14 protein-coding genes are annotated in these 19,207 nt (G+C 58.7%); 4 read left to right on the forward strand and 10 right to left on the reverse strand.

What is annotated here, in order from left to right; all coding sequences use genetic code 11:
* Positions 1-3: 3 nt before the first annotated feature.
* Together GJV64_RS00075 and GJV64_RS00080 are read right to left on the reverse strand one after the other, a co-directional pair.
* Positions 4-420 (reverse strand): lysozyme inhibitor LprI family protein, encoded by a 417-nt coding sequence (locus GJV64_RS00075; RefSeq protein ID WP_164155260.1) that lies wholly within the window; start codon positions 418-420, stop codon positions 4-6.
* A gap of 73 nt (positions 421-493) precedes the next feature.
* Positions 494-1,303 (reverse strand): hypothetical protein, encoded by an 810-nt coding sequence (locus tag GJV64_RS00080; protein WP_164155261.1) that lies wholly within the window; start codon positions 1,301-1,303, stop codon positions 494-496.
* A 273-nt stretch (positions 1,304-1,576) separates the two neighbouring features.
* Here GJV64_RS00080 and GJV64_RS00085 point away from each other — a divergent pair, with 273 nt between their 5' ends.
* Together GJV64_RS00085 and GJV64_RS00090 are read left to right on the forward strand one after the other, a co-directional pair.
* On the forward strand, positions 1,577-2,860 hold the full coding sequence (locus GJV64_RS00085; protein WP_164155262.1) for a DUF6946 family protein: 1,284 nt from the start codon (positions 1,577-1,579) through the stop codon (positions 2,858-2,860).
* 28 nt (positions 2,861-2,888) lie between these two features.
* On the forward strand, positions 2,889-4,244 hold the full coding sequence (locus GJV64_RS00090; RefSeq protein WP_164155263.1) for a phospholipase D family protein: 1,356 nt from the start codon (positions 2,889-2,891) through the stop codon (positions 4,242-4,244).
* A gap of 71 nt (positions 4,245-4,315) precedes the next feature.
* On the opposite strand, the gene GJV64_RS00095 is transcribed toward GJV64_RS00090, so the two are convergent.
* Genes GJV64_RS00095 through GJV64_RS00125 form a run of 7 tightly spaced genes read right to left on the reverse strand, consistent with a single transcriptional unit; the run spans position 4,316 to position 13,176 of the window.
* Positions 4,316-7,444 (reverse strand): type I restriction endonuclease subunit R, encoded by a 3,129-nt coding sequence (locus tag GJV64_RS00095; protein ID WP_164155264.1) that lies wholly within the window; start codon positions 7,442-7,444, stop codon positions 4,316-4,318.
* A complete protein-coding gene (locus GJV64_RS00100; RefSeq protein ID WP_164155265.1) occupies positions 7,441-8,535 on the reverse strand; it encodes a DUF4268 domain-containing protein in 1,095 nt (364 codons plus the stop codon). Before GJV64_RS00100 ends, GJV64_RS00095 begins: the two co-directional genes overlap by 4 nt.
* A gap of 7 nt (positions 8,536-8,542) precedes the next feature.
* Positions 8,543-9,082, reverse strand: coding sequence for a hypothetical protein (locus GJV64_RS00105; RefSeq protein ID WP_164155266.1), 540 nt, complete (start codon positions 9,080-9,082; stop codon positions 8,543-8,545).
* On the reverse strand, positions 9,079-9,627 hold the full coding sequence (locus tag GJV64_RS00110; RefSeq protein WP_164155267.1) for a hypothetical protein: 549 nt from the start codon (positions 9,625-9,627) through the stop codon (positions 9,079-9,081). The genes GJV64_RS00105 and GJV64_RS00110 overlap by 4 nt, the downstream gene beginning before the upstream one ends.
* Positions 9,624-10,994 (reverse strand): restriction endonuclease subunit S, encoded by a 1,371-nt coding sequence (locus GJV64_RS00115; protein ID WP_164155268.1) that lies wholly within the window; start codon positions 10,992-10,994, stop codon positions 9,624-9,626. Before GJV64_RS00115 ends, GJV64_RS00110 begins: the two co-directional genes overlap by 4 nt.
* Complete coding sequence (locus GJV64_RS00120; RefSeq protein ID WP_164155269.1) at positions 10,991-11,359, reverse strand: hypothetical protein; 369 nt, start codon at positions 11,357-11,359, stop codon at positions 10,991-10,993. The genes GJV64_RS00115 and GJV64_RS00120 overlap by 4 nt, the downstream gene beginning before the upstream one ends.
* Positions 11,356-13,176 carry a type I restriction-modification system subunit M gene (locus GJV64_RS00125; RefSeq protein ID WP_235927522.1) on the reverse strand — a complete coding sequence of 607 codons (1,821 nt, stop codon included), beginning with the start codon at positions 13,174-13,176 and terminating at the stop codon, positions 11,356-11,358. The genes GJV64_RS00120 and GJV64_RS00125 overlap by 4 nt, the downstream gene beginning before the upstream one ends.
* A gap of 252 nt (positions 13,177-13,428) precedes the next feature.
* On the opposite strand from GJV64_RS00125, the gene GJV64_RS00130 reads away from it, so the two are divergent.
* Complete coding sequence (locus GJV64_RS00130) at positions 13,429-14,610, forward strand: hypothetical protein (protein ID WP_164155271.1); 1,182 nt, start codon at positions 13,429-13,431, stop codon at positions 14,608-14,610.
* A gap of 221 nt (positions 14,611-14,831) precedes the next feature.
* On the opposite strand, the gene GJV64_RS00135 is transcribed toward GJV64_RS00130, so the two are convergent.
* On the reverse strand, positions 14,832-16,955 hold the full coding sequence (locus GJV64_RS00135; protein WP_164155272.1) for an AAA family ATPase: 2,124 nt from the start codon (positions 16,953-16,955) through the stop codon (positions 14,832-14,834).
* Positions 16,956-17,107: 152 nt separating this feature from the next.
* On the opposite strand from GJV64_RS00135, the gene GJV64_RS00140 reads away from it, so the two are divergent.
* On the forward strand, positions 17,108-18,511 hold the full coding sequence (locus GJV64_RS00140; RefSeq protein WP_164155273.1) for a flagellar basal body L-ring protein FlgH: 1,404 nt from the start codon (positions 17,108-17,110) through the stop codon (positions 18,509-18,511).
* Positions 18,512-19,207: the final 696 nt, after the last annotated feature.

Here is a 19,207-nt window from a genome sequence, read left to right on the forward strand (position 1 = left end):
CAATTATTCGCTTGTAGATGCCTTTAGCCTATTTATCTGCTCGAGCGTCATTTCTAACATGCAGGCTTGATAATTCACCTCGCCGCCAGGAGCTGAATCGCTGACTTCTTCAAACCGACACCAGTTCTCCCTGAACGTTAGCCAACTGCGTTGCCCAACAACTAGCCTTGCTCGCGCGGCCTGATCACTCCTTGAGCGGAGGATGCCATATACGCGATTGAGAGTCTTATCTTGCCTAGCGAGTTCGTCGGCGTAGCAAGCTGCCCATTGAATGTCCTTGCCTGCCCCGAAATTAACTGACTCCATACAGTCATCGAACATCTTCGACGCTTTCTGGCTGGCTCCACCTGTCTGCGCAATTGCACCCATCGGAGATGTCAAGGAAACGGCAACAACTAATAAAGGAACCAATTTTCTCATGACGCGCCCCCCTCGTTGTAATGAATTAGCACTCAAGCAAAATAATCAGAACCGTGGGTCCGAATAAATACTATTAGCATCCGCTCACGGGAGAAATTGAACTAATGAAAACGCCGTTTTCACGGGCTTCTGTCTGGACAATTGCATCTCCGTTGCATGCCTTGGATCCGGCACGGTAACGATAGCGCACATAATATCCACCCTCTGGCTGCTGCGATATTGAAACAAGCTTGAGCGGTTCGCTCAGGGCGCCATAAAAATCGCTCAGCGCGTCAGGCCGAAACGCAGGCCTGTTTCGCTTCTCAGGAATAATGATTTGCGATGCAGAAAACCCGTCAGCCCTTTCAAGGGCTAGGTAGAAATGTCTTACAACATCTTCTCCTTGGTCACGCAAAGGAAGCTGATTTTCAGCTTCATTGCCTGTAGAGGCGGCCTGCGTATCTGGCGTGAAAATGTCAGGGTCCATTTGATCAGTAACGGTATCCTCTTCCTCGTCGAGGCCCTTATTATCAGGCGCACTGGTAAGCGCCCCACTTTCATTGGCTCCATCGCCTATAGACCTTTGGAGCGGCTTCTCTCCCCTCGATAGCATCCCGTTGATATCGTCAGGCAGGAGATTTCTGACGTCATAGCCAAATGCTATCCTCCAATAGACACTGGAGCAGCTAATAAATGGGGGAATGTTCGGGTATTTTACCTTGACTACCTCTTCTGCAATTTCGCCTTCGCCCGAACCGCTGACAGACATTGCGGCAGCACCAATGCGGACGAGCACATTTGCATCGTCATTCAGAGCAATTTCACGAAACACTCTTTTTTCAGTTGCAGCGCATGGGCCCGATGTCGATTCGGCGAGAATCGGGTAGCCGACAAGCATCAGCAACAAGACTAGTGCACTCGAAAATATGGCCTGCACGATCGTCGATTCCCGTACAAATTGCCTGATCGTAGCTTTGGCCGCATGTGTCGCTGCATAATACGACTCTCAATAGGTCCAAAGACTGACGATTGGCGTTCTATATGTTGATGCTAAGATATCAGCAGCGCTTCCTGCAAGCGCCGATGTTTGAATGCAAATTTCGAGCTAAGTTGCCATCTTGGTGGGGCGTCTCAGCTCGCTGCGGGTGTGCTGAGAAGAGAATGGGAGCTTTTTCCGATGACCAGCCTGGTATCGCTGCCGCGGGTGCACGTGCCGATCAATCGGCCGGAAGACGTCATCCCTCATTTGGGATCTCCGACCCATTGGCAGCCCGGCCGGTCCGCGAAATGTGTCGCTGACAGCTGGTTCGGTTCAAACGCCATTCCGGCATCTGTGACGGCTGTGCTGGACGGTGACCCCGTGTTCCGGTCAGCAACATTGCTCGATGCCTTCCTTGAGCGCGGTGTTGACCTGGGTGACGGCGCAAGGCCCAGTCAGACCGATCTGATGGCGATTGTTGGGCTGGAGGATGGCATTGGCATCCTGGCGGTTGAAGCCAAGGTCGATGAACCATTTGGGCCAACCGTCCGGGAGTGGCTGCAAGCAAAGGACCGCGACGCCAGTCAGAAGTCTGAGCGCTTGGCAAGCCTATGTGCTCTGCTGGGCCTCAAGGCGGCCGACGTAGGTCAGCTGCGCTACCAGCTTTTGCACCGGACTGCGTCTGCTGTGCTCGAGGCCCGTCGCTACAGGGCCGGCCATGCCGCCATGCTCGTTCAAAGCTTCTGCCCCAAGGGCAGTTGGCACGGCGATTTTGCGGCCTTTGCGTCAGCGATGGGGATGGGCGAGGTGCACAGAGGGTCAATCAGTGCACCCAGAGACTGCGGCGGAGTGCAATTGCGCGTCGGCTGGGTTTCGGATCCTGTTGTGGGGCCATTTGTCCGGCTCAAGACCCCGCGAACCGTCAAGAGCCTGACCGAGCTGGGTCGTGAACGATTGTCGAAGTCGTTCTTCATGCGGGACATGCTCTATTCGGAAGTGGCCGCAATCCATGGGCTGAACAACGCGCCTGATGACCCACAGCTGGCCTTGGCGGCGGGCAGGGGGCTTTGCGAAATGCTGCTCGAGCCTCTCCAAGATCATTGGGGCCGGATCGCCATCCGCTCCGCATACCGCTCCTGCGAGGTGAATGGCTTCTGCAACGAGATGCAGCGGGCAGGAAAGGCGGGCTACACCTGCGCGTCCAACGAAGCCAACTATGCCAGCCATATTTGGGATCGGCGCGACGCCGATGGGTTCATGGGCGCGACCGCATGCGTTGTTGTTCCATCGTTCTGGGAGGCGCATCGGTCGCCAGGAGATTGGCGCATGTTGGCGCGATGGATCCACGAGAACCTGCCCCACGCGGGGTTATTCTTCTTCCCGACCTATTGGGCATTCAACATCAGCTGGTCGGAGAATCCGATGGCCGCGCGGACGATCAACAGCTACGCTGAGCCGAAGGGACTGTGGGTGCCAAAGTGACAGGCGATAGTCGACAGTCAGTAACTGCATGACATTTGGCCTGGAAGCCCACCCAGTAAGCTTGGAAACTGAGAGAGTTGACGCCTATGATGGGTCATCGCATTCTCTAGAAATGAAACTTCTCGATGAAACCGCGGCCTTGGACGAGGTGCGTAACCTGCTGGCCCAAACCCAGACAGCGCGCCTGGCGGTCGCATTTTGGGGCAAAGGGGCGATTGAAAGGCTCGGCCTTAGTCGTGAGGGGCTCAAGGCCGAAATTCTTTGCAATCTCGATTCTGGCGCCTGTAATCCAGCCGAGTTGCGTCGGATCCTGGGTTTGCCTGACATTACGCTCAAGTCGCACCCATCGCTCCATGCCAAGGTGTACTGGACGCCGTCGGCAGCGGTGTTGGGTTCATCCAATGCCTCTGCCAACGGCCTTGCCCTCGAAGGCCAACAAGCAACTTCATGGCGAGAGGCAAACATTCGGCTTAATGATCCCGAGGTCTTGGGCGAGATTGCAACCTGGTTCGACGGCCTCTTCAACCAAGGTTACGAGATTGGTGAGGAACACCTTGGGCGTGCCGAGCTGATCTGGAATGCGCGCGCCAGATCCGCGCCATCTGGTACCCCGCTCGTTTCCGATTTGCTGACTGCTTACGACAAGGCGCCGGCACACCCAGCGTGGTCGCAAGTCAAATTGGCTTACTGGAAAGATTATCTGGCGGAAGAGGACCAAGCTTGGCTCGAAGCCGAACACCGCAATGGCAGCTTGTCTTCCGCGGTTTCGGCCTATGGCGAGTGGAACGACTATATCTTTCCTAACGATTGGGTGCTGGATTTCGATCTCCGTGGGAGATCACCGAAATTTGGAGGTATTTGGAGCGTCCTTGCAGCTGAAGCTGCTCGGGCCGGCATGCGCCTTGTCCGTCCGGTCAAGCAGATCGAATTTGCAGCTTTGGGCGGCTTAACCCTCGCAGAAAAAGATGCGGCTCGCTTGGCCAAGCTGGGAGAAATTGTCCTCGCGCAACATTCGGTGGATGGCCGCAACGCAGTAATTGATCTGTCCACCGCTGTTGGCTTGATGCAGGCGGTTCAGGTCAGGCCGAACGAGAAGGCTTTCAGGGCCGCTATGGAGCAACTTTACAAGGATGCGCGCAAGATCGGTTACCGGTCTCCAGCCTTCCGTAAAATGCTTGACCAGCACGGCGGCGTTGATACCGCCCGGCGACTGATCCGAGGCCAAGCGACATCGGGCTTCGCAACCTTGTTGGAAAAGGGGCGGCTTGATCTTTCTGCAGAGGCGCTGATCCTCCAACCTAGATGGCGAGAGCTATTCTACCCTGAAGAGCTTGCAATGGCTGAGAAGCGCTTGCGAGAAGTCGGCTATTTTTCGAAGCCCTAGTGCGTCTTACCAAGCGTGTTTGATTGTGTGAAATCATTACACTTTTTCAGTCAGTTATTCGAACCTTTTCGTCAAGAATAGGGTTGATTTTTGGTCCCAGCCTTTGCCCGCAGCGCTTCGTACAGCTGGCCCGGCCCAAGCAGAATGTCCTTCAATCCTGCCCTTACCTTCAGACTGTCGATTGCCTTTTGGCTCATCTTCTGGTGCGCATCCATGGCATCAATGATCGCGCTCAACAGCTCAGTGTCGAGGGTAGGGGAGGCGGTGAACTGGGCTTCACTGTTCGCCATGGCCTGCTGCTGGAGATCAGCTGACTGCAGCACCTTCCCGCGGATAACCTCCATCACGTAGACGACCTGATCTTCATCCGTGGTTTCGTTGCCGAACAGGTCATTCACGCGCTGCACGATCTCCCGGAGCAGCACCTTTTGCTTCTCTTGCACAGAGCCCGATCCGACTTCTCCCACGGGTGCAATCTTCTCGGCTTCGCCCTCACCAAGTGCCAGGTTGGCTTTACCGAGAGATTTCACGGCGTGATGTGTCAAGGTGATCTGCGATAGGTCGACCGTGTCCCGCTCGCGCCCGAAATCCAACAGGCGAACCAGCTGCTTGTAGAACAGGAAGCGCTTCTCGATGTCGGTGTTCCCATAGTCGAACATCTGGCTCAGGAAAGCGTAGAGGCGGTTGAAGCCGCCAAGATCGCTCTTGAAGAGCGTAAGCGCCTCCATCTCGTCCTTGGCCTCCTGGGCGGCCGCATCATCCTTGGACGCCACGGCGGCCAGCCGCTTGGCCTTTGCTGCCGAGAAGCGCTTCAGCAGGCGGTCTGCCACCGGCGCCAAGGCCGCTTGTAACTGTCCCTGGGTCGAAGTCGGATCCATGACGACCTTGACGACCGCCTCAACCTCAAACGTGTCATACCACCCGCCACCATCCAGCTTGGCGCGCAGATCGTAAATGATGTTGGGGTCGGTTACGCCCTCGAGCTCGGCCGTCTCGTAATAGGTCCGGAAAGCCGCCAGCACTTCCTCGGCACTGTTGGCAAAATCGAGAATATAGGTGGTGTCCTTGCCCGGATGAGCACGGTTCAGCCGCGACAGGGTCTGCACTGCCTGAATGCCGGCCAACCGGCGGTCCACATACATGCCGCAAAGGAGTGGCTGGTCAAACCCGGTCTGGAACTTGTTGGCGACCAGCAGCAGATGAAACTGATCGGTGTCAAAAGCCTTGCGAATATCGCCGCCCTTGAGCCCAGGGTTCAGCTGGGTGTTCGTCTCGGTGAACGCATCGGGGCCGCTGTCCGGATCATTCACCTCCCCGGAGAACGCCACCAGGGTCCCGAGCTTGTAGCCCTTGTCCTTGATGTATTTGTCGATCGCGAGCTTCCAGCGCACCGCTTCCTTGCGGCTGCTCAGGACCACCATCGCCTTGGCCTTGCCGTCGAGGAGCGGCGCCACCGTTGAGCGATAATGCTCGACAACAATCTGGACCTTCTGCGCGATGTTGTAGGGGTGCAGGCTGACCCACTGCATGATGCCTTTGAGCGCAGCGGAGCGCTCGACCTGCTTGTCATTGAGTTCTTGGCCGCCGTGCGCCAGTTTGAAGGCCAGTTTGTAGGGCGTATAATTGCGCAGCACATCCAGGATGAAGCCTTCCTCGATTGCCTGCCGCATCGAATAGACATGGAACGGCTGGGGCAGGTTGCCCTCGCCAGGGGGGAGAGACGGGTTGGGAACGCGGCCGAACAGCTGCAACGTCTTGGCTTTGGGCGTCGCCGTGAACGCCACATAGGTGATGCCCTTCTCGCCGGCACGCGCCGCCATCTGTGCAGCCAGCAGGTCCTCCGTGTCGACCTCACCGCCATCCCTCAAGGATTCCAGCTCTTCGGCCGAGAGCACCTCTTTCAGCTTGGCTGCCGCCTCGCCCGTCTGCGAGCTGTGGGCTTCGTCGGCGATCACGGCAAACCGCTTGCCCTTGGTTGCCGCCAGCTCCTGGACAGCTTGCAGTGCAAACGGGAAGGTCTGGATCGTGCAGACGATGATCTTCTTGCCGGCTGCCAGCGCGTCCGCCAGCTGACCGCTCTTGGCGGCACCATCGTTCTTGATGGTCTCCACCACGCCAGTGGTCCGCTCGAAGTCAAACAGGGCGTCCTGCAGCTGGCCGTCGATCACCCGGCGATCGGACACCACAATCACGCTGTCGAACAGCTTCTGATTGTCGGCGTCGTGCAGCTCCGACAGGAAATGCGCCGACCATGCGATGCTGTTGGTTTTGCCGGACCCAGCGGAATGCTGGACCAGGTATTTGCCCCCAGGCCCTTCAGCCAGAACTGCGGCTTGCAGCCGGCGCGTCGCGTCCAATTGATGGTAGCGCGGGAAGATGATCAGCTTGATCGCCTTCTTGGCGTCCCGCTGTGTGACCAGATAGCGCCCGAGCAGCTCCAGCCAACTGTCGCGGGCCCAGACCTCCTCCCAGAGATAACGTGTGGGGTGCCCAAGCCCGTCCTTGGGGTTGCCCTTGCCGCCACCATCGCCCTTGTTGAACGGCAGGAACATGGTTGCCGGACCGGCCAGCCGGGTTGTCATCATCATTTCGAAGTTCGACACCGCAAAATGCACCAGCGCCCCAGACGGGAACGTCAGCAGGGGCTCTGGCTGTTGCCCCTTGGGATTGGGGTGCCTGTCGAACTTATATTGGTTCACCGCATCTTCGACGCTCTGGGTGAAGTCCGTCTTGAGCTCAACGGTCGCTACCGGGATCCCGTTCAGGAACAGTACCAGGTCAATGCAGTTCTCGTTGGACAGGCTGTAGCGCACCTGCCGAACCACGCGCAGGCGGTTGGCTTCATAGCGGCTGACGATTGCCGGGTTGAGGCCTGAAGCTGGCTTGAATTGCGCGAGCGCGATCCGTGACTTCACCCCAATGGTCTCGAACCCGTGCCGCAGGACATCGAGGGTGCCACGGTCGTCCAGAGACTTGCGCAGCCGATCGAGCAAGGTGGCTTCGGCGGCTGGACCATGGGCCTTCTGCAGCGCCTCCCACGCCTGAGGCTGGGTGGCCTGCAGCCACGCCACCAGATCGGCTGGAAACAGCGCTCGCTTGCGATCGTAGCTGGCGGCATCTCCCGGCGCATATAACCAGCCGTTTGCTGCCAGATACGCGCAGACCTCGTCCTCGAAGCTGATTTCCTTGTGGATGCTCATTTGCGTAGAGCCTGAATGCGGGGCCGCATCACCCGGTCAAGACGGATCATGGCATCAATCATGCGATCTTGAATGCCTGGCCACTCGGTGGGGTCGGACCGGTAGCCTCCATCTTGCGGAAATGAGATGCCACGGCCCAGCACACCCTGTGTTTCAGTCCATTCCAATGGCGAACCAAACTCGGCTTCGATGGCGTCCTTCTGCTCAGCCAGCTTGTCGAAGGCTGCTTTATCGTTGGCGATCCAGATGTATACGCTGTTGTTATACTGCCGCGTGGCATAACTGATCGAGAAGCCTGCAACGCCAATGCTGCCGCTGAGCCATGTGTCTTTCGTCGGTGAGCGATTGGCATGCACCGAATGGCGACCCTTGGCCCGTGACAGCAGGCCTTCCCAGAAGCGATAGCGCAGGTCATGACGCTCAACCCGGTCCTTTCGTTCCGCCTGTCGCTTTGCGCCGATCTGGGTCTGGAACTCTGTTGCCTCGGGCAGGGGTATTAACTGCTGGATGTCCATCAGCACCCGGCCGTCTTCCAACCGGTAAGGCTTCAAGCGCACGCAGCGGATATCAATCTGCCGCTCACGCAGCCAAATCACTGATGTCGTCAGTTCCTTGCTGAAATCCGCCGACGCCAGGATGATCCGTGTGTCCTTGGCGAAGTCGTCTTCAACCGGTTCGGGCCAGTTGAGAAAGGCTAGGATTTCCGAACGGGCCGCGTCGTGGTCGATGGTGCCCTTGCCGTTCTGCACGCGAAAGCGACTGTAAGCTTCAACAGCCTGATCGAAGGTCATCGCCGACACCATTGCCGCATATCGGAGTGCCTGCAACTCCATGTGCCCGCCGTCGTTGGTACGCTTCAATTCAACCACAACCAGATTGGCGTCTGTGTCGAGACAAAGCAGGTCTATGCGGCGGCTGCTATCCTGCCAGTCGCTGAATTCCTCGGCCAACACCATCAAACCGTCTTCCAGGCATTCGATACGGTCCTTGAGCAAACGCTGGATATCGCCGCGCTCGCTCAAGCGCTCCGTCTCGAAGCTGGTAGCGCTGACCGGCGTCAGACTGTCCTGGCGGACTTCGTAGATCGGCATGTGGTTCCTATGCGTCTTTCTTTGGCCGCAGTCCCAGGTTGGCCAGCGCAGCGGCCACCTCGGGTTTCATGGTCCATTTCCAAGGATGTTCCCGCTGGTCGAGATCGGCGAGGATGCCGCTCCAGAACGGCGTGTTGTCTTCCCCGTAAACTGTCGGCGGGGGCAGATAGGCCCGGCGGCGTTCGCACATCGTTCCAAAGTGCAGCTGCCATGACAAGTCCTTCCAGCCGCACGCGGCCGAAAGCTGTTCCGTGGACGATTCCGGATGATCGAGCAGAGCTTTCAACACCTTTGCCTCGGTGTCCGTCATCGGCGCGTCGGTGAAGGTGCGGATCAGCCGTTCGGGCACATCCAAACCGCTTAGTTCGCCCAAAAAGGCTACACGTTCCTGCGCTTCGCACGCGTCGATTGCCGCGATGATCGCGGCGGCTTCCGCCTGCTGGACGGGTGTGCCGTTAGCAAGGCGGTTGGTGGCATTGGCGCGCATCTGGTCGCGCTGTGCCTTTGTCTGGCCGGGAATGGCAGCGATCAGCTTTTCAGTGCTCATTCCGGCTTCACCTGAAAGCCCAGGTGCCGGAACGCCGCGACTGCCTCTGGCTTCATCGTGTAGCGGATGATGCCATCCTCGCCTCGGTCTTGCAGTGTGAGCAGGGGCAGGTTGGCGCTTTTGCCGGCAGATGGTGTGCCAGAAAGTTCATTCAGATAGGCGGCGCGTTGGGCACAGATGGCGCCAAAGCCCAGATCCCAAGTGTTGGGCGCCCAGCCTATCTTCGTGGAAAGTTCCGCGCAATTGCCTCCGGGGTTGGCCAGCAGCACCTGAATCAGGCGTTGTTCGGTCGGGCTTGGCGGGTCTATTTCGAATGCGGCCTTCACCCTTTCCGAGAGCGGCTTGCCCGCCAGAGCCTTGATGGTCGCCATATCTGCCTCAGTCAGATGCTGCTCATGGTCATCCAGTGCTGCCAGCAGCTTCTGCGCCTCGGCGATCTGCTCAGGATTAGCTGAATCCAGCTTCGCCAGCGCATGCGCTCGCATCGTCTTGCGTTCCAGCGCTGTGCGATTGGGGATGGAGGCAATGATCCTCTCGATGCTCATGCGGGCTCCTTTTGAGACTCGGCTGAAATAAAGCCACGCACGTCGATCTTGCCGGTGACGGCTGCCGAGATAATAACGGCGCGGCGTTCCTGAAGGAGATGTATGCCGCGCTCGGCCTCTTCGATCAGTGAGTCCAGCTTCTCAATCTGTTCGTCAACGAAGCGCGCGATCTCTGCCTGCTCCTTGGGGTCAGGAAGCGCTATCCTGATGTTGCCCAAGATGGTCCGACTTACTCGCTGCATGGTAGTGCCGCGAGCCAGAGTTTCGGTATGAAAAAGGTAGGATTTAGTCGAAAGGAAGTGGACTAGAAAGCCGCGATTAACAGTGTGGTCCGGTCTCACGATTACGTTGTCAACTGAAGTGACGATACGGCGACCAAGATCAGGAACTACGCAGGCCCTGCCCACAGGTGCGTTAAGCCGCGAGATCAAAACATCTCCGGGAAACACCTCGGTGCAATTGAGCTCGCGAAACTTGTCGTCGCTGATGAAGCCAGCACCCTGCTCCTTGTAGTAACCGTTCCCCACGTTTCCGGTGGTGATGTAACGGATGCCATCGTCTGAAATATCTTTGGCTTCGATCCAGTCGCCGTCGATGAACACAGTTCCCGGCTCCGTTGAAACGGCTTTTAGAGGCCTTACCTCCCAGTGCGCTGGGATGTCGCCGAGCCACTCGATACCAGACGGCTTCAGGGGGACCTGGGGGTTGAGGCCTTTGGTGACTGCGTGGGAAATCACGGCCTGCCGCTTCTCATTCAGCAGCGCGATCAGCCGCCGTTGTTCCTCCACAAGCGCGTCGGTCTTCCCAGTTTCACGGTCGAGAAAGGCGGCGATGACGGCCTGCTCGCTCAATGGCGGCACTGGGACCGGCGTGTCGGCCATATAGGAGAACTCAATACTCTCGACCGTCGCGCCGAGCTTCAACCAAAGCGGCAATAGGGTTGAATTCAGGCCCTGAATGAAACGAGACAGATAATCGGCCCTATATCTCTCAAGGTCGACCGAGATCGCCTTCATGTCTTGGTTAAGAGCAACCGGCTTAGAGTTAATGGCGACCGGTATAGTGTGACGGAGGATGCCTGAGCGGACAACAACCAAAACGGCGCCAGGGGCTAAGAGAGCGCTTGTGCTGCCCTCCAGTCCCTCAGCGGTAATGAACTCCTCGGTTTCGGAGATCAGTTCCACCTTCATGTCCTTCGGGGACACCCATGGAATGTCACCGTTCCAGTAGGCCGGCTTGTCTCGGCTGGGGGTCCCGCCTCCCGAGAACCGGGCTAGGTGCTTTAGTGGAACCACATTCCAGTGCGCTGGCACCTCCCCCAGCCAAGTCACGCCGCTGTCCTTGGTGGAAGGGTAAGGCACGCTCATTTGGCCAACCCTGCCACTTCGGCGATCACCTGAACGGCCTCCCACAGCGACTTGGGTTGGTAACGGATCAGGTCCACATCCTTGAAGCCCGGTTCGCGGAAAAGATTGTGGTTCGGTTTACTGATGTCGAACAGCCGGTGATCGAAAAACGCGTCCTCGCAGTGGGCCAGCCGATGACGCCGCACACTGTCGGCACGGACCCAGATGTTGGCCACAGTCTTGCGGCTGGGCTCGGTCGCGATTGGCGCACCTTGATGGGTGGCATACAGGTTGCAGTGCGCCGGGTGGCGGGTGCCGCTTTGAATCACGCCGGGGTGGGCCTCCACCAGCGCGGTCACCGCTGCGACGAGCTCTGCGCCGGTCATGCTGCCAGACCCTCAATCATCGCCTTGATGCGGTCGGTCACTACCAGCAAGTCGGCATCGATCTCAGGCAGCGGCCGGGGTGGCTCGAAGACGTAAAAGTGGCGGTTGAATGGGACCTCGTAGCCTACTTTGGTCTTGGCGTGGTCGATCCAAGCGTCGGGCGCATGGGGCAGCACTTCGCGCTTGAAGTAAGCCTCCACGTCCTCGGCCAGTGGAACATTCTCGGTGTCACGCAAGCTGCTATCGGCCTGTGGCTTGCCCTTGGCGGCGCCGCGCTGGCCCAGCACGATGTTGCCGCGTTCGTCTCGAAGGGGCCGCTCCACAGTTATGGTGCGATAACCGAAGGCGGTGGTGGGGAAGACGCGGGACAGCGGTGCCAGCTTCACCTTGCCGCCTGCAGGCGCTTGGGGCGGGGCTTCATCCTCCCAGATGATTTCCCGCGCAATCTCCTTGCCGTCGGCGTTCAGCACCGTCGCCAGCTGAGCTTCCTCAGCTTCACCGAACAGGCGGGTGAGGGCGGCGATGTCAGTTTCCCCAAGTTCCTTTCGCTTGGACCCAAGTGACTTGCGCATCTTCTGCCAGAAGCTGGAGCCGTCGATCAGCTGCAGCTTGCCCTTGCGGTGCGCGGGTTTGCGGTTCGAAATGACCCAAACGTAGGTGGCAATACCGGTGTTGAAGAACATGTCCGTTGGCAAGGCGATGATCGCCTCCACCAGGTCATTCTCAAGCAGGTATCGACGGATCTCGCTCTCGCCACTGCCAGCGCCGCCTGTGAACAGTGGTGAGCCGTTGAGCACGATTGCGAAGCGACAGCCGCCTTGGGCCTCCGGCCGCATCTTGGACAGCATGTGCATCAAGAACAGGAGCGAGCCGTCCGACACACGTGGCAGGCCTGGCCCGAAGCGCCCGGCGAAACCAAGCGTCTCGTGTTCCTTGCGGACCTCCTTCTCGACCTTCTTCCACTCCACGCCGAACGGCGGGTTGGCCAGCATGTAGTCGAACTGCCGCCCAACGTGCCCGTCCTCGGAGAGCGTGTTGCCAAAGGCGATGTTACTGACATCCTGGCCCTTGATCAGCATGTCGGCCTTGCAGATCGCGTAAGACTCAGGGTTCAGCTCCTGGCCGAACATGGTGAGCTGGGCACCGGGGTTCTGAGCGGTCAAATGCTCATCAGCGACCGACAGCATGCCGCCGGTTCCGGCAGTGGGGTCATAGATGGTGCGGACGATGCCCGGCTTGGTCAGCGCTTCATCGTCCTCAACGAACACCAGGTTGACCATCAGACGGATGACCTCGCGGGGGGTGAAGTGGTCCCCGGCCGTCTCGTTGGAGGCTTCAGCGAACTTCCGGATGAGCTCCTCGAACACATGGCCCATCTGCATGTTCGAGACTTTGGTGGGATGCAGATCGATGCCGGCGAACTTCTCGGCGACCAGGTAGAGCAGCTTGGCCTTGTCCAGCCGGTCAACCTGGTTGTGAAACTCGAACCGCGCAAACACGTCGCGCACCTCGGGCGAGAACCCCTGCAGATAGGCGGTGAGGTTCATGCCCACGTTGGCGGCATCGCCCAGCACAGCCTTCAGATCGAGCGGCGAGGCGTTGTAGAAGCTGACCCCAGACTTGCGGCGCAAGAAGGCGTCCGGGTTCATGCCCTGGCTCTCGCGCAGCTTCATCTCTTCAAGCACTGCCGCCTTGGTCGGCGCCAGCACGCAATCCAGCCGGCGCAGCACGGTGAACGGCAGGATGACTTTGCCATAATCCGCAGGCTTATAGTCTCCCCGCAGCAGGTCAGCGACAGACCAGATGAATGCCGACAATGACTGTTGATTCATGGAGATTCCCGAATTGCACGCGTGCGTTCTCTTTGACCGCTAATCCGACCGGCTGGCAAGCAGCTCAAAGCTTCGACGGTGCCGTCCGGCCGCGTGAACGGCGAGGTGGCGGACGAGCCCCGGCATATGCATTCTGGCAATGCGACCGGCGCCGTTTCGCGGCTCTGGTTGGAAGGTTGGCGAGCGAGCCCACGGAAGGGCCGTTCTTGGACAATGAGAGGACTTGGGGGAGGGGCGATGCGCTATTGGGTTTATGGCGACGGCAGCTTTACCGTCATGCTCGGCGACCTCATCGCCTTCGCCTGGTTAGCGCCAATGCGTGACCTGGCCGCCCAGATCGGCATGACCGATACCGGTTTGCGCAAGCTGCTGAAGGCCCAAGGCGTCATTCTTCCGGAGCAGGGCTATTGGAACAAGCTGCGGGCCGGCAAGCTGACGCCTGTGCTGCCCAAGACTCCGCCACGCCGGCCGGGAGAGTCGCAGCGCATACGGCTTGATGGCCGCTTTGCCGGCAAAGTCTCACCCGCGCCGCCGATATCAGCCGAAGGTCCGTTTGCCTCCATCGAGGTGCCCGAGGATCTCGACGCACTACTGGACCGGGAGCGTGCTGCCATTGGCCGGGTGGCTGTGCCCAGGGACCTCTCCAAGCCTGCACCGGGTTTGCGGAGGTTGCTTCAGAGTGAGGAGCGGAGGCGCCAGCGGTTCGCCAAGAGCCGCTACTCGTGGGACGCTCCACTGTTTGACGGGCCGCTTGCCCAGCGAAAGCTGCGGATCCTCAACGGGCTCTTTCATGCGCTGCACAAGCGCGGCTGCCACGGCGAGGTCTATGAACACCAGTACGAGCTGCAGGCTAGCGTCCAGGTGGGGGAGCAATGTGTCCGCCTGAGCTTCTCCACGCTGTCGTCATACAAGACAGTGATGCGCCATGGCCGCCGGGAACCTGCCGAGGAGCTATCGGCAGGTACGCCGCTCAAGCTCAGTCTGCACATCACCATGCGCCACAAGATGCAGTTGAGTTGGTCTGACACCAAGGATAGCCGTCTCGAGTCATGCCTCTCTGAGGTCGCCGCAGCCATCATCGTGGCTGGAGAAGCCGGCTACCGCGCGTCGCTCTGGGAGCATATCGAAATGCTGGAAAAGCGGCGGCGGCAAGAGGAGGCGGAGCGCCAGGCGCGGATCGCGGAGGCCAGTGCCGCGCGACTGGCAGCGCTCAAGGAGAGTGGCGACCTGTTGCGCAAGGCAGAAGACATCCGGTCGCTTATTGCCAGGGTGAAGACAGCCGTTGAGGCCGGCGTGCGCAAGGTCCCACCTCAGCAGCTGGCGGATTGGGAGGCATGGGCCAACGGTTACGCTGACAGCCTCGACCCGGTTTTGTCTGGGCATGTCCTGCGCCACATCGCGCCGTCTACACCGAACTGAGGCCAGTCATGATGGGTTGCCACTTGCAGGGTCAAGTTGGGCTAAGTCGGCTCAAGCGGCGCCGTGCGGGTTGCGGCGCTTGCCGAGGGCCGCAGGCGTGCTAGGTTCGGTCCCGGTTCTTCCTGCGGATGTCTGACTGAGCATTCGTGATCGACTCCGAACTCGCAACTCGCATTTTATGAGGTACGTAAATCGCATCTTTATCTCGGATCTTCGGCCCTCTAAATGATGTTATATATTTGATTTTTAAGCATAATTTTGACTTCTATCTGGACTTGCTCCTCCTCAAATGCCAATTGGCGCATGGCCAAAGAATCGGTGGCGACAGCCCGCTCGCGTTGCAAGTCGCCTTGAATCATCCGCAATCGGTGAAGCGCCGTCTGGCGCGCTTCGAATGCCTTGAGCTCCCAGCCGGAGAACAGCTGATCCCATCTCCGTTCCGCAAACAGTGAGCGGAAGCTTGGCAAGTCGGTTGCCATCTCTTGGCGGCTTGCCTGGCTCAGGCTTTGAGAGACGCTGAAGCGCCGCTGGCTGACGTCGCCAGCCGGCTGGCGCCAAGCATTCGGCACGTCCAGGCGGTCAATGAGCGGCACGCCGTCGACCTCAATTGATGGGTCCAGCCCGCGCCACAGCCGCCGGACCAGCTGCCACTGATGAGCAAGCGCACCCTTCGCACTCTTGGCGTGTGACACTTCAAGCCAGTCATCCTGCCAGCCGTTCCCGCCGAGCTGACGACCAGCCAAGAATTTGCGAAAAATCCAGTCTCTGGCCTTGGCTTCAACAGCGCCGTCCAGGTGCAAGAGGATCGTTGACGCGAGCGTGCCGTCGGACAAGCGTTCGTGCAGCACGACCCGGTGCAACAAAGCTTTGTCCGGGCCGCCAGGATCGTCTTTCAACCAGACATCAAATCGTTGGCCAAGCTCTTTGCCGAGGTCGGAGGTCAGCGCCACGGCCTGTTTCTCGTCACTGATCCCCAGCGCAGCGTGGTTCAGGGTCAGACGCGCGTTGAACGTCACCCCGTAGCGCTGCGCCAGGAACGTGGCGGCCGTGTAGATTTCCTCCGCTTGCCGGGCGTTCAAGTGCGTCCCTTGGTCAGCACGGCTGCTTGCATCACCGGTTCGCCAGGCTGGCGGCTTGCGGCGGCCGGCATTTGATCGATACGCGGTTCCTTCGCTTGCCCGTACAATGCGAGCTGCGATCTCGCTGCGGTCACGCTGCACCGGGCGGTCCATTGTCATCAGGTCGTGAAAGCGGACCACCTGGGCCTCAAGCACCGTCTCGTCGATCCGCAGCGGCATGTAGGACCAGAATTCCAGCACTTCATCCATCAGCGTCGCGAGCTCGATGCCCAGAACCTCGGCCCTGGCCGCCAAGCCCGCCACCAGAGCCCGGCAGTCGCCATCGTCCACCAGAAGCCCAATGTCACTGTTCTGCCGCTGAACGCGGGAGGGGCCAACCTGGGTGAGCTTGAGGTGGAGCAGCAGGTCCAGGATCCGATTGGCCAGTTCGGCTGGGCTCAGCTGCGCAGCCGCTAGCGATGCGCGTTGCTGGTCGAGATCACCTGCAACCAATGCCTGGAAATAGTCCAGCACATGTCCGACCGTGTCCCGCCGCAGCTCGGTGCGCGCGCCGTCCACAGTGATTGGACGGCCCTGTGCTGCCGTCGCCACTTGTTCCAGTGCTTGCGCAAGCTGCCGGAACGACGGCGCATAGCGAACAAATAGATCGAAGGCGGCTGGCTCACAGCTCAGCCCTTCAGATTGGCAGATCTGCTCCAGGTAGCGGCGCGCTTCGTCAGGGGTTGGTCGCCCCAACGAAAACTGATCACATCGAGCGCGCAAGGGCGCAATCAGCGCCTCCGGCTCTATCAGGGAAAAGATGTACACGATGTGCTCGGAGGTCTGCTCCAGGGGCTTCAAGAGCGCCTGCTGCGCCTTGTTCGTCAGCGTGTGCGCTTCATCAAAGTAGATGACATGCGCATCCGCATGGAACGGCTTTATCAAAAGGTCGCCTTCAACCAGGTTCCGGACTTCCTGGGTCGAGCCATCCAGAGCGCTGTTGATCTCGTGGAAGTGCGGCTGGCGGGAGGCTTCATAGAGGTCGCACGCATCGCACCTGCTGCATGGTGAGCCATTCTCAAGTGGGGCTTCGCACATCACCGCTTGGGCATAAATCTTGGCCAGCGTGGTTTTGCCGGAGCCGCTGGGACCATGCAGGATGATGCTGCCACGCCGCCTGGTTACAACCATCGAGCGTAGCTGCTCGACACACTTGCTTTGCCCAACGACGTCCTCAAACCGGTGTGGTCGGTATTTCTCGATCCAGCGCAATGATCCATCAGTCATGTGTACCCCAGTGGCGTTCCCTGGTTGTTCATGAAAAATGCGGGCAACGTGCCCAACGGTGGTGAACGTCGCACATGAAATGGAGGGTGCGGTGAAATTTTTTACTCCCCCCGGCCTATATGTCGGCTGATCTTGCAACCAAGGAAAGCGCCATGACCAGTATTCCAGATCAAAGGCAGGCAGACGACCAGGACCGCGAGGAAGCTGAGCAGGAGGAGCAGTCTGAAGCGGCGCTAGCGTATCTCCGTCAGCACCTGGAACTCGAGCTCACCTATGCGGACGGCACCCCAGTGATCGTGCACAAAGAGGACGCAAACCTCCAATTCCATATTGACCCCAAAACGTTGTGCGCCGCGCTTGTCGCGGTTTGGATGCAGGGTGAGCCCACCGCGAGCAACAAGGCATTTGACGCCATTGGTCCTGGTCGGCCTGGGCATGACGCAGACGATCACCAGACGTGCATCACCATCACGCCGAAAGCCATCCGCTTCACGTGCACTGCAGCCAGCGTGAGCTGCGAGACCGAGATCATTTTTGCCGAGCCGCTACGCCATGTCCCTGATGATGGGGTGGCCTTCCTGATTCCGCAGAGTGCGTTCAAGAAATTTTTCACACAGCCGAAGCTCATATCTAAGGAAAATAAAACGACAAAAAGGACAGAGAAAAAATGGATAGGGAAGCCTTGGCAACCAACGTCATATAAATCGATAACATACGAAGAGGGAGAGTCTCTTTTGTGTCTTGAAGACACAAAAGGCGGCATATTCAGATTTACGGTAAGAAAGGTCGTGGCGCCTGCGCCGCTTAGGGTTGGCGATGGCGCCGTCCCTACCGACGGACTGTCGTGCCAAGCTCTGGCAAGTGCGTTCAATTACTTGGGATTTATGTTCGTCTCAAGCCCCGCAGCTGTTCAACCCTCGGATGCTTCTCTTGCCGGGGGAGAAATGGTCCTAAACGGCCAAAGCAAGGGGCTGATATGCCAGAACGCCGCGCTGAAGCCATTCGAATTTGAGATGGCTCTCAGCACTGCCAAGCGAGCTCGACCACTCCTGCGTCGCTTGGCTGGTAACTGCTCGATGAGCACCGGCGACGAAAAATTGGTCTTGGTCGATCGTGTGTTCAGACTGTCTGTTCCGATCAAGACACTGAAAGTGCCTCCCGTGCACTTCAAGCAAGTGAGAAAGGCGCTTGATGGGGGTTCCTGGGCCATCAACAATCATGATTTTGACTTGTTTTGGGCCGGTGTGTACATTGTCACCAGCCCTGATACTCCTGTGTCATTGAGCCTCAAGGAGAAGGATGGAGAATACGCGCTTATTGCGGACGGTGTTTCCGCGGCAGGCAAATTTGTTTCCGAGATGAATTTGAGGCCTGAATGCGACAATAAAGTTCCGGAATTGGCAGTGGACAGTAGGCTGTCGGCGGAAGATGTCGTAAAGCTCGGCCGTCATAAAAAGTATGACGGTTTATCAATATCGTTCGATAAGAAGTTTGTTGTATTCTCTGAGGCCAAAGATGACGAACGCTGTTATTTTGTACTGTCGTTGAGAATATAATGCGCATATCGCAAACGCCTCATGCGATCATTGACATTGCCTTTCATTCAACGAGTTTGGCGTTTTCCTGAATTCTCCCAGCCTGGTTTCATTCAAACCTGTGCCTTCAGCTGGACTTCAATTCCACTGTGACCCTTCAAGCGGAGCAGATCCGTCGATGGGTTTCGGCAGTGCGAACGTGGGAAACCAGCGCACTCCCGATTGCGCAGGTGGATTGCAGCAATGGCACTTGGCTCCGGTTCTAGGGGACGCCCTACGATCAGATACGATCAAAACAGTGCAAGGACGAAGGGCAAGCCAAAGGTAATGCCAAGGATCGCTAGGCTGATTGCGAGCCAAATCAGCAAATGCACACGAGCGATGCGATCAAAGTCTGTGAGGATCTCCGGGTCTGGGTGCACAATGGGCTTTGGCGGTGTCGTTGGCCCAGGGCTACCCTGTTCCCGCCCGCCAGGCCGTTGTTCGCTGCCACCTGGACCCGGTGGGCGCGGGCTCCCTTCCAGGCCCGGCCATCCTCTGCCTCTGTCTGGGGCGCCTTTCTCTCTCTTGTTGCTGTTGCTGCGATCAGTCTGCGGGTTGCCTGTATATGCGTCCGAAAGTCGCCTCTGAGCTGCCAGCGCCTCCAGTTCAGCAGCGAGGGCATCGACGCGATTGTCGAGTGCCTGGAAGCGCTGTTGAGCAATGCGGGGACCCGCA

Origin of the sequence: Sandarakinorhabdus rubra (assembly GCF_010994245.1) — a bacterium.
Classification (GTDB): Bacteria; Pseudomonadota; Alphaproteobacteria; order Sphingomonadales; family Sphingomonadaceae; genus Sandarakinorhabdus; species Sandarakinorhabdus rubra.

Coding starts and splice junctions, on each gene's coding strand:
- GJV64_RS00075 (WP_164155260.1), bottom strand. CDS start 420: ATGAGAAAATTGGTTCCTTTATTAGTTGTTGCCGTTTCCTTGACATCT.
- GJV64_RS00085 (WP_164155262.1), top strand. CDS start 1,577: ATGACCAGCCTGGTATCGCTGCCGCGGGTGCACGTGCCGATCAATCGG.
- GJV64_RS00090 (WP_164155263.1), top strand. CDS start 2,889: ATGACATTTGGCCTGGAAGCCCACCCAGTAAGCTTGGAAACTGAGAGA.
- GJV64_RS00095 (WP_164155264.1), bottom strand. CDS start 7,444: ATGAGCATCCACAAGGAAATCAGCTTCGAGGACGAGGTCTGCGCGTAT.
- GJV64_RS00100 (WP_164155265.1), bottom strand. CDS start 8,535: ATGCCGATCTACGAAGTCCGCCAGGACAGTCTGACGCCGGTCAGCGCT.
- GJV64_RS00105 (WP_164155266.1), bottom strand. CDS start 9,082: ATGAGCACTGAAAAGCTGATCGCTGCCATTCCCGGCCAGACAAAGGCA.
- GJV64_RS00110 (WP_164155267.1), bottom strand. CDS start 9,627: ATGAGCATCGAGAGGATCATTGCCTCCATCCCCAATCGCACAGCGCTG.
- GJV64_RS00115 (WP_164155268.1), bottom strand. CDS start 10,994: ATGAGCGTGCCTTACCCTTCCACCAAGGACAGCGGCGTGACTTGGCTG.
- GJV64_RS00120 (WP_164155269.1), bottom strand. CDS start 11,359: ATGACCGGCGCAGAGCTCGTCGCAGCGGTGACCGCGCTGGTGGAGGCC.
- GJV64_RS00130 (WP_164155271.1), top strand. CDS start 13,429: ATGCGCTATTGGGTTTATGGCGACGGCAGCTTTACCGTCATGCTCGGC.
- GJV64_RS00135 (WP_164155272.1), bottom strand. CDS start 16,955: ATGACTGATGGATCATTGCGCTGGATCGAGAAATACCGACCACACCGG.
- GJV64_RS00140 (WP_164155273.1), top strand. CDS start 17,108: ATGACCAGTATTCCAGATCAAAGGCAGGCAGACGACCAGGACCGCGAG.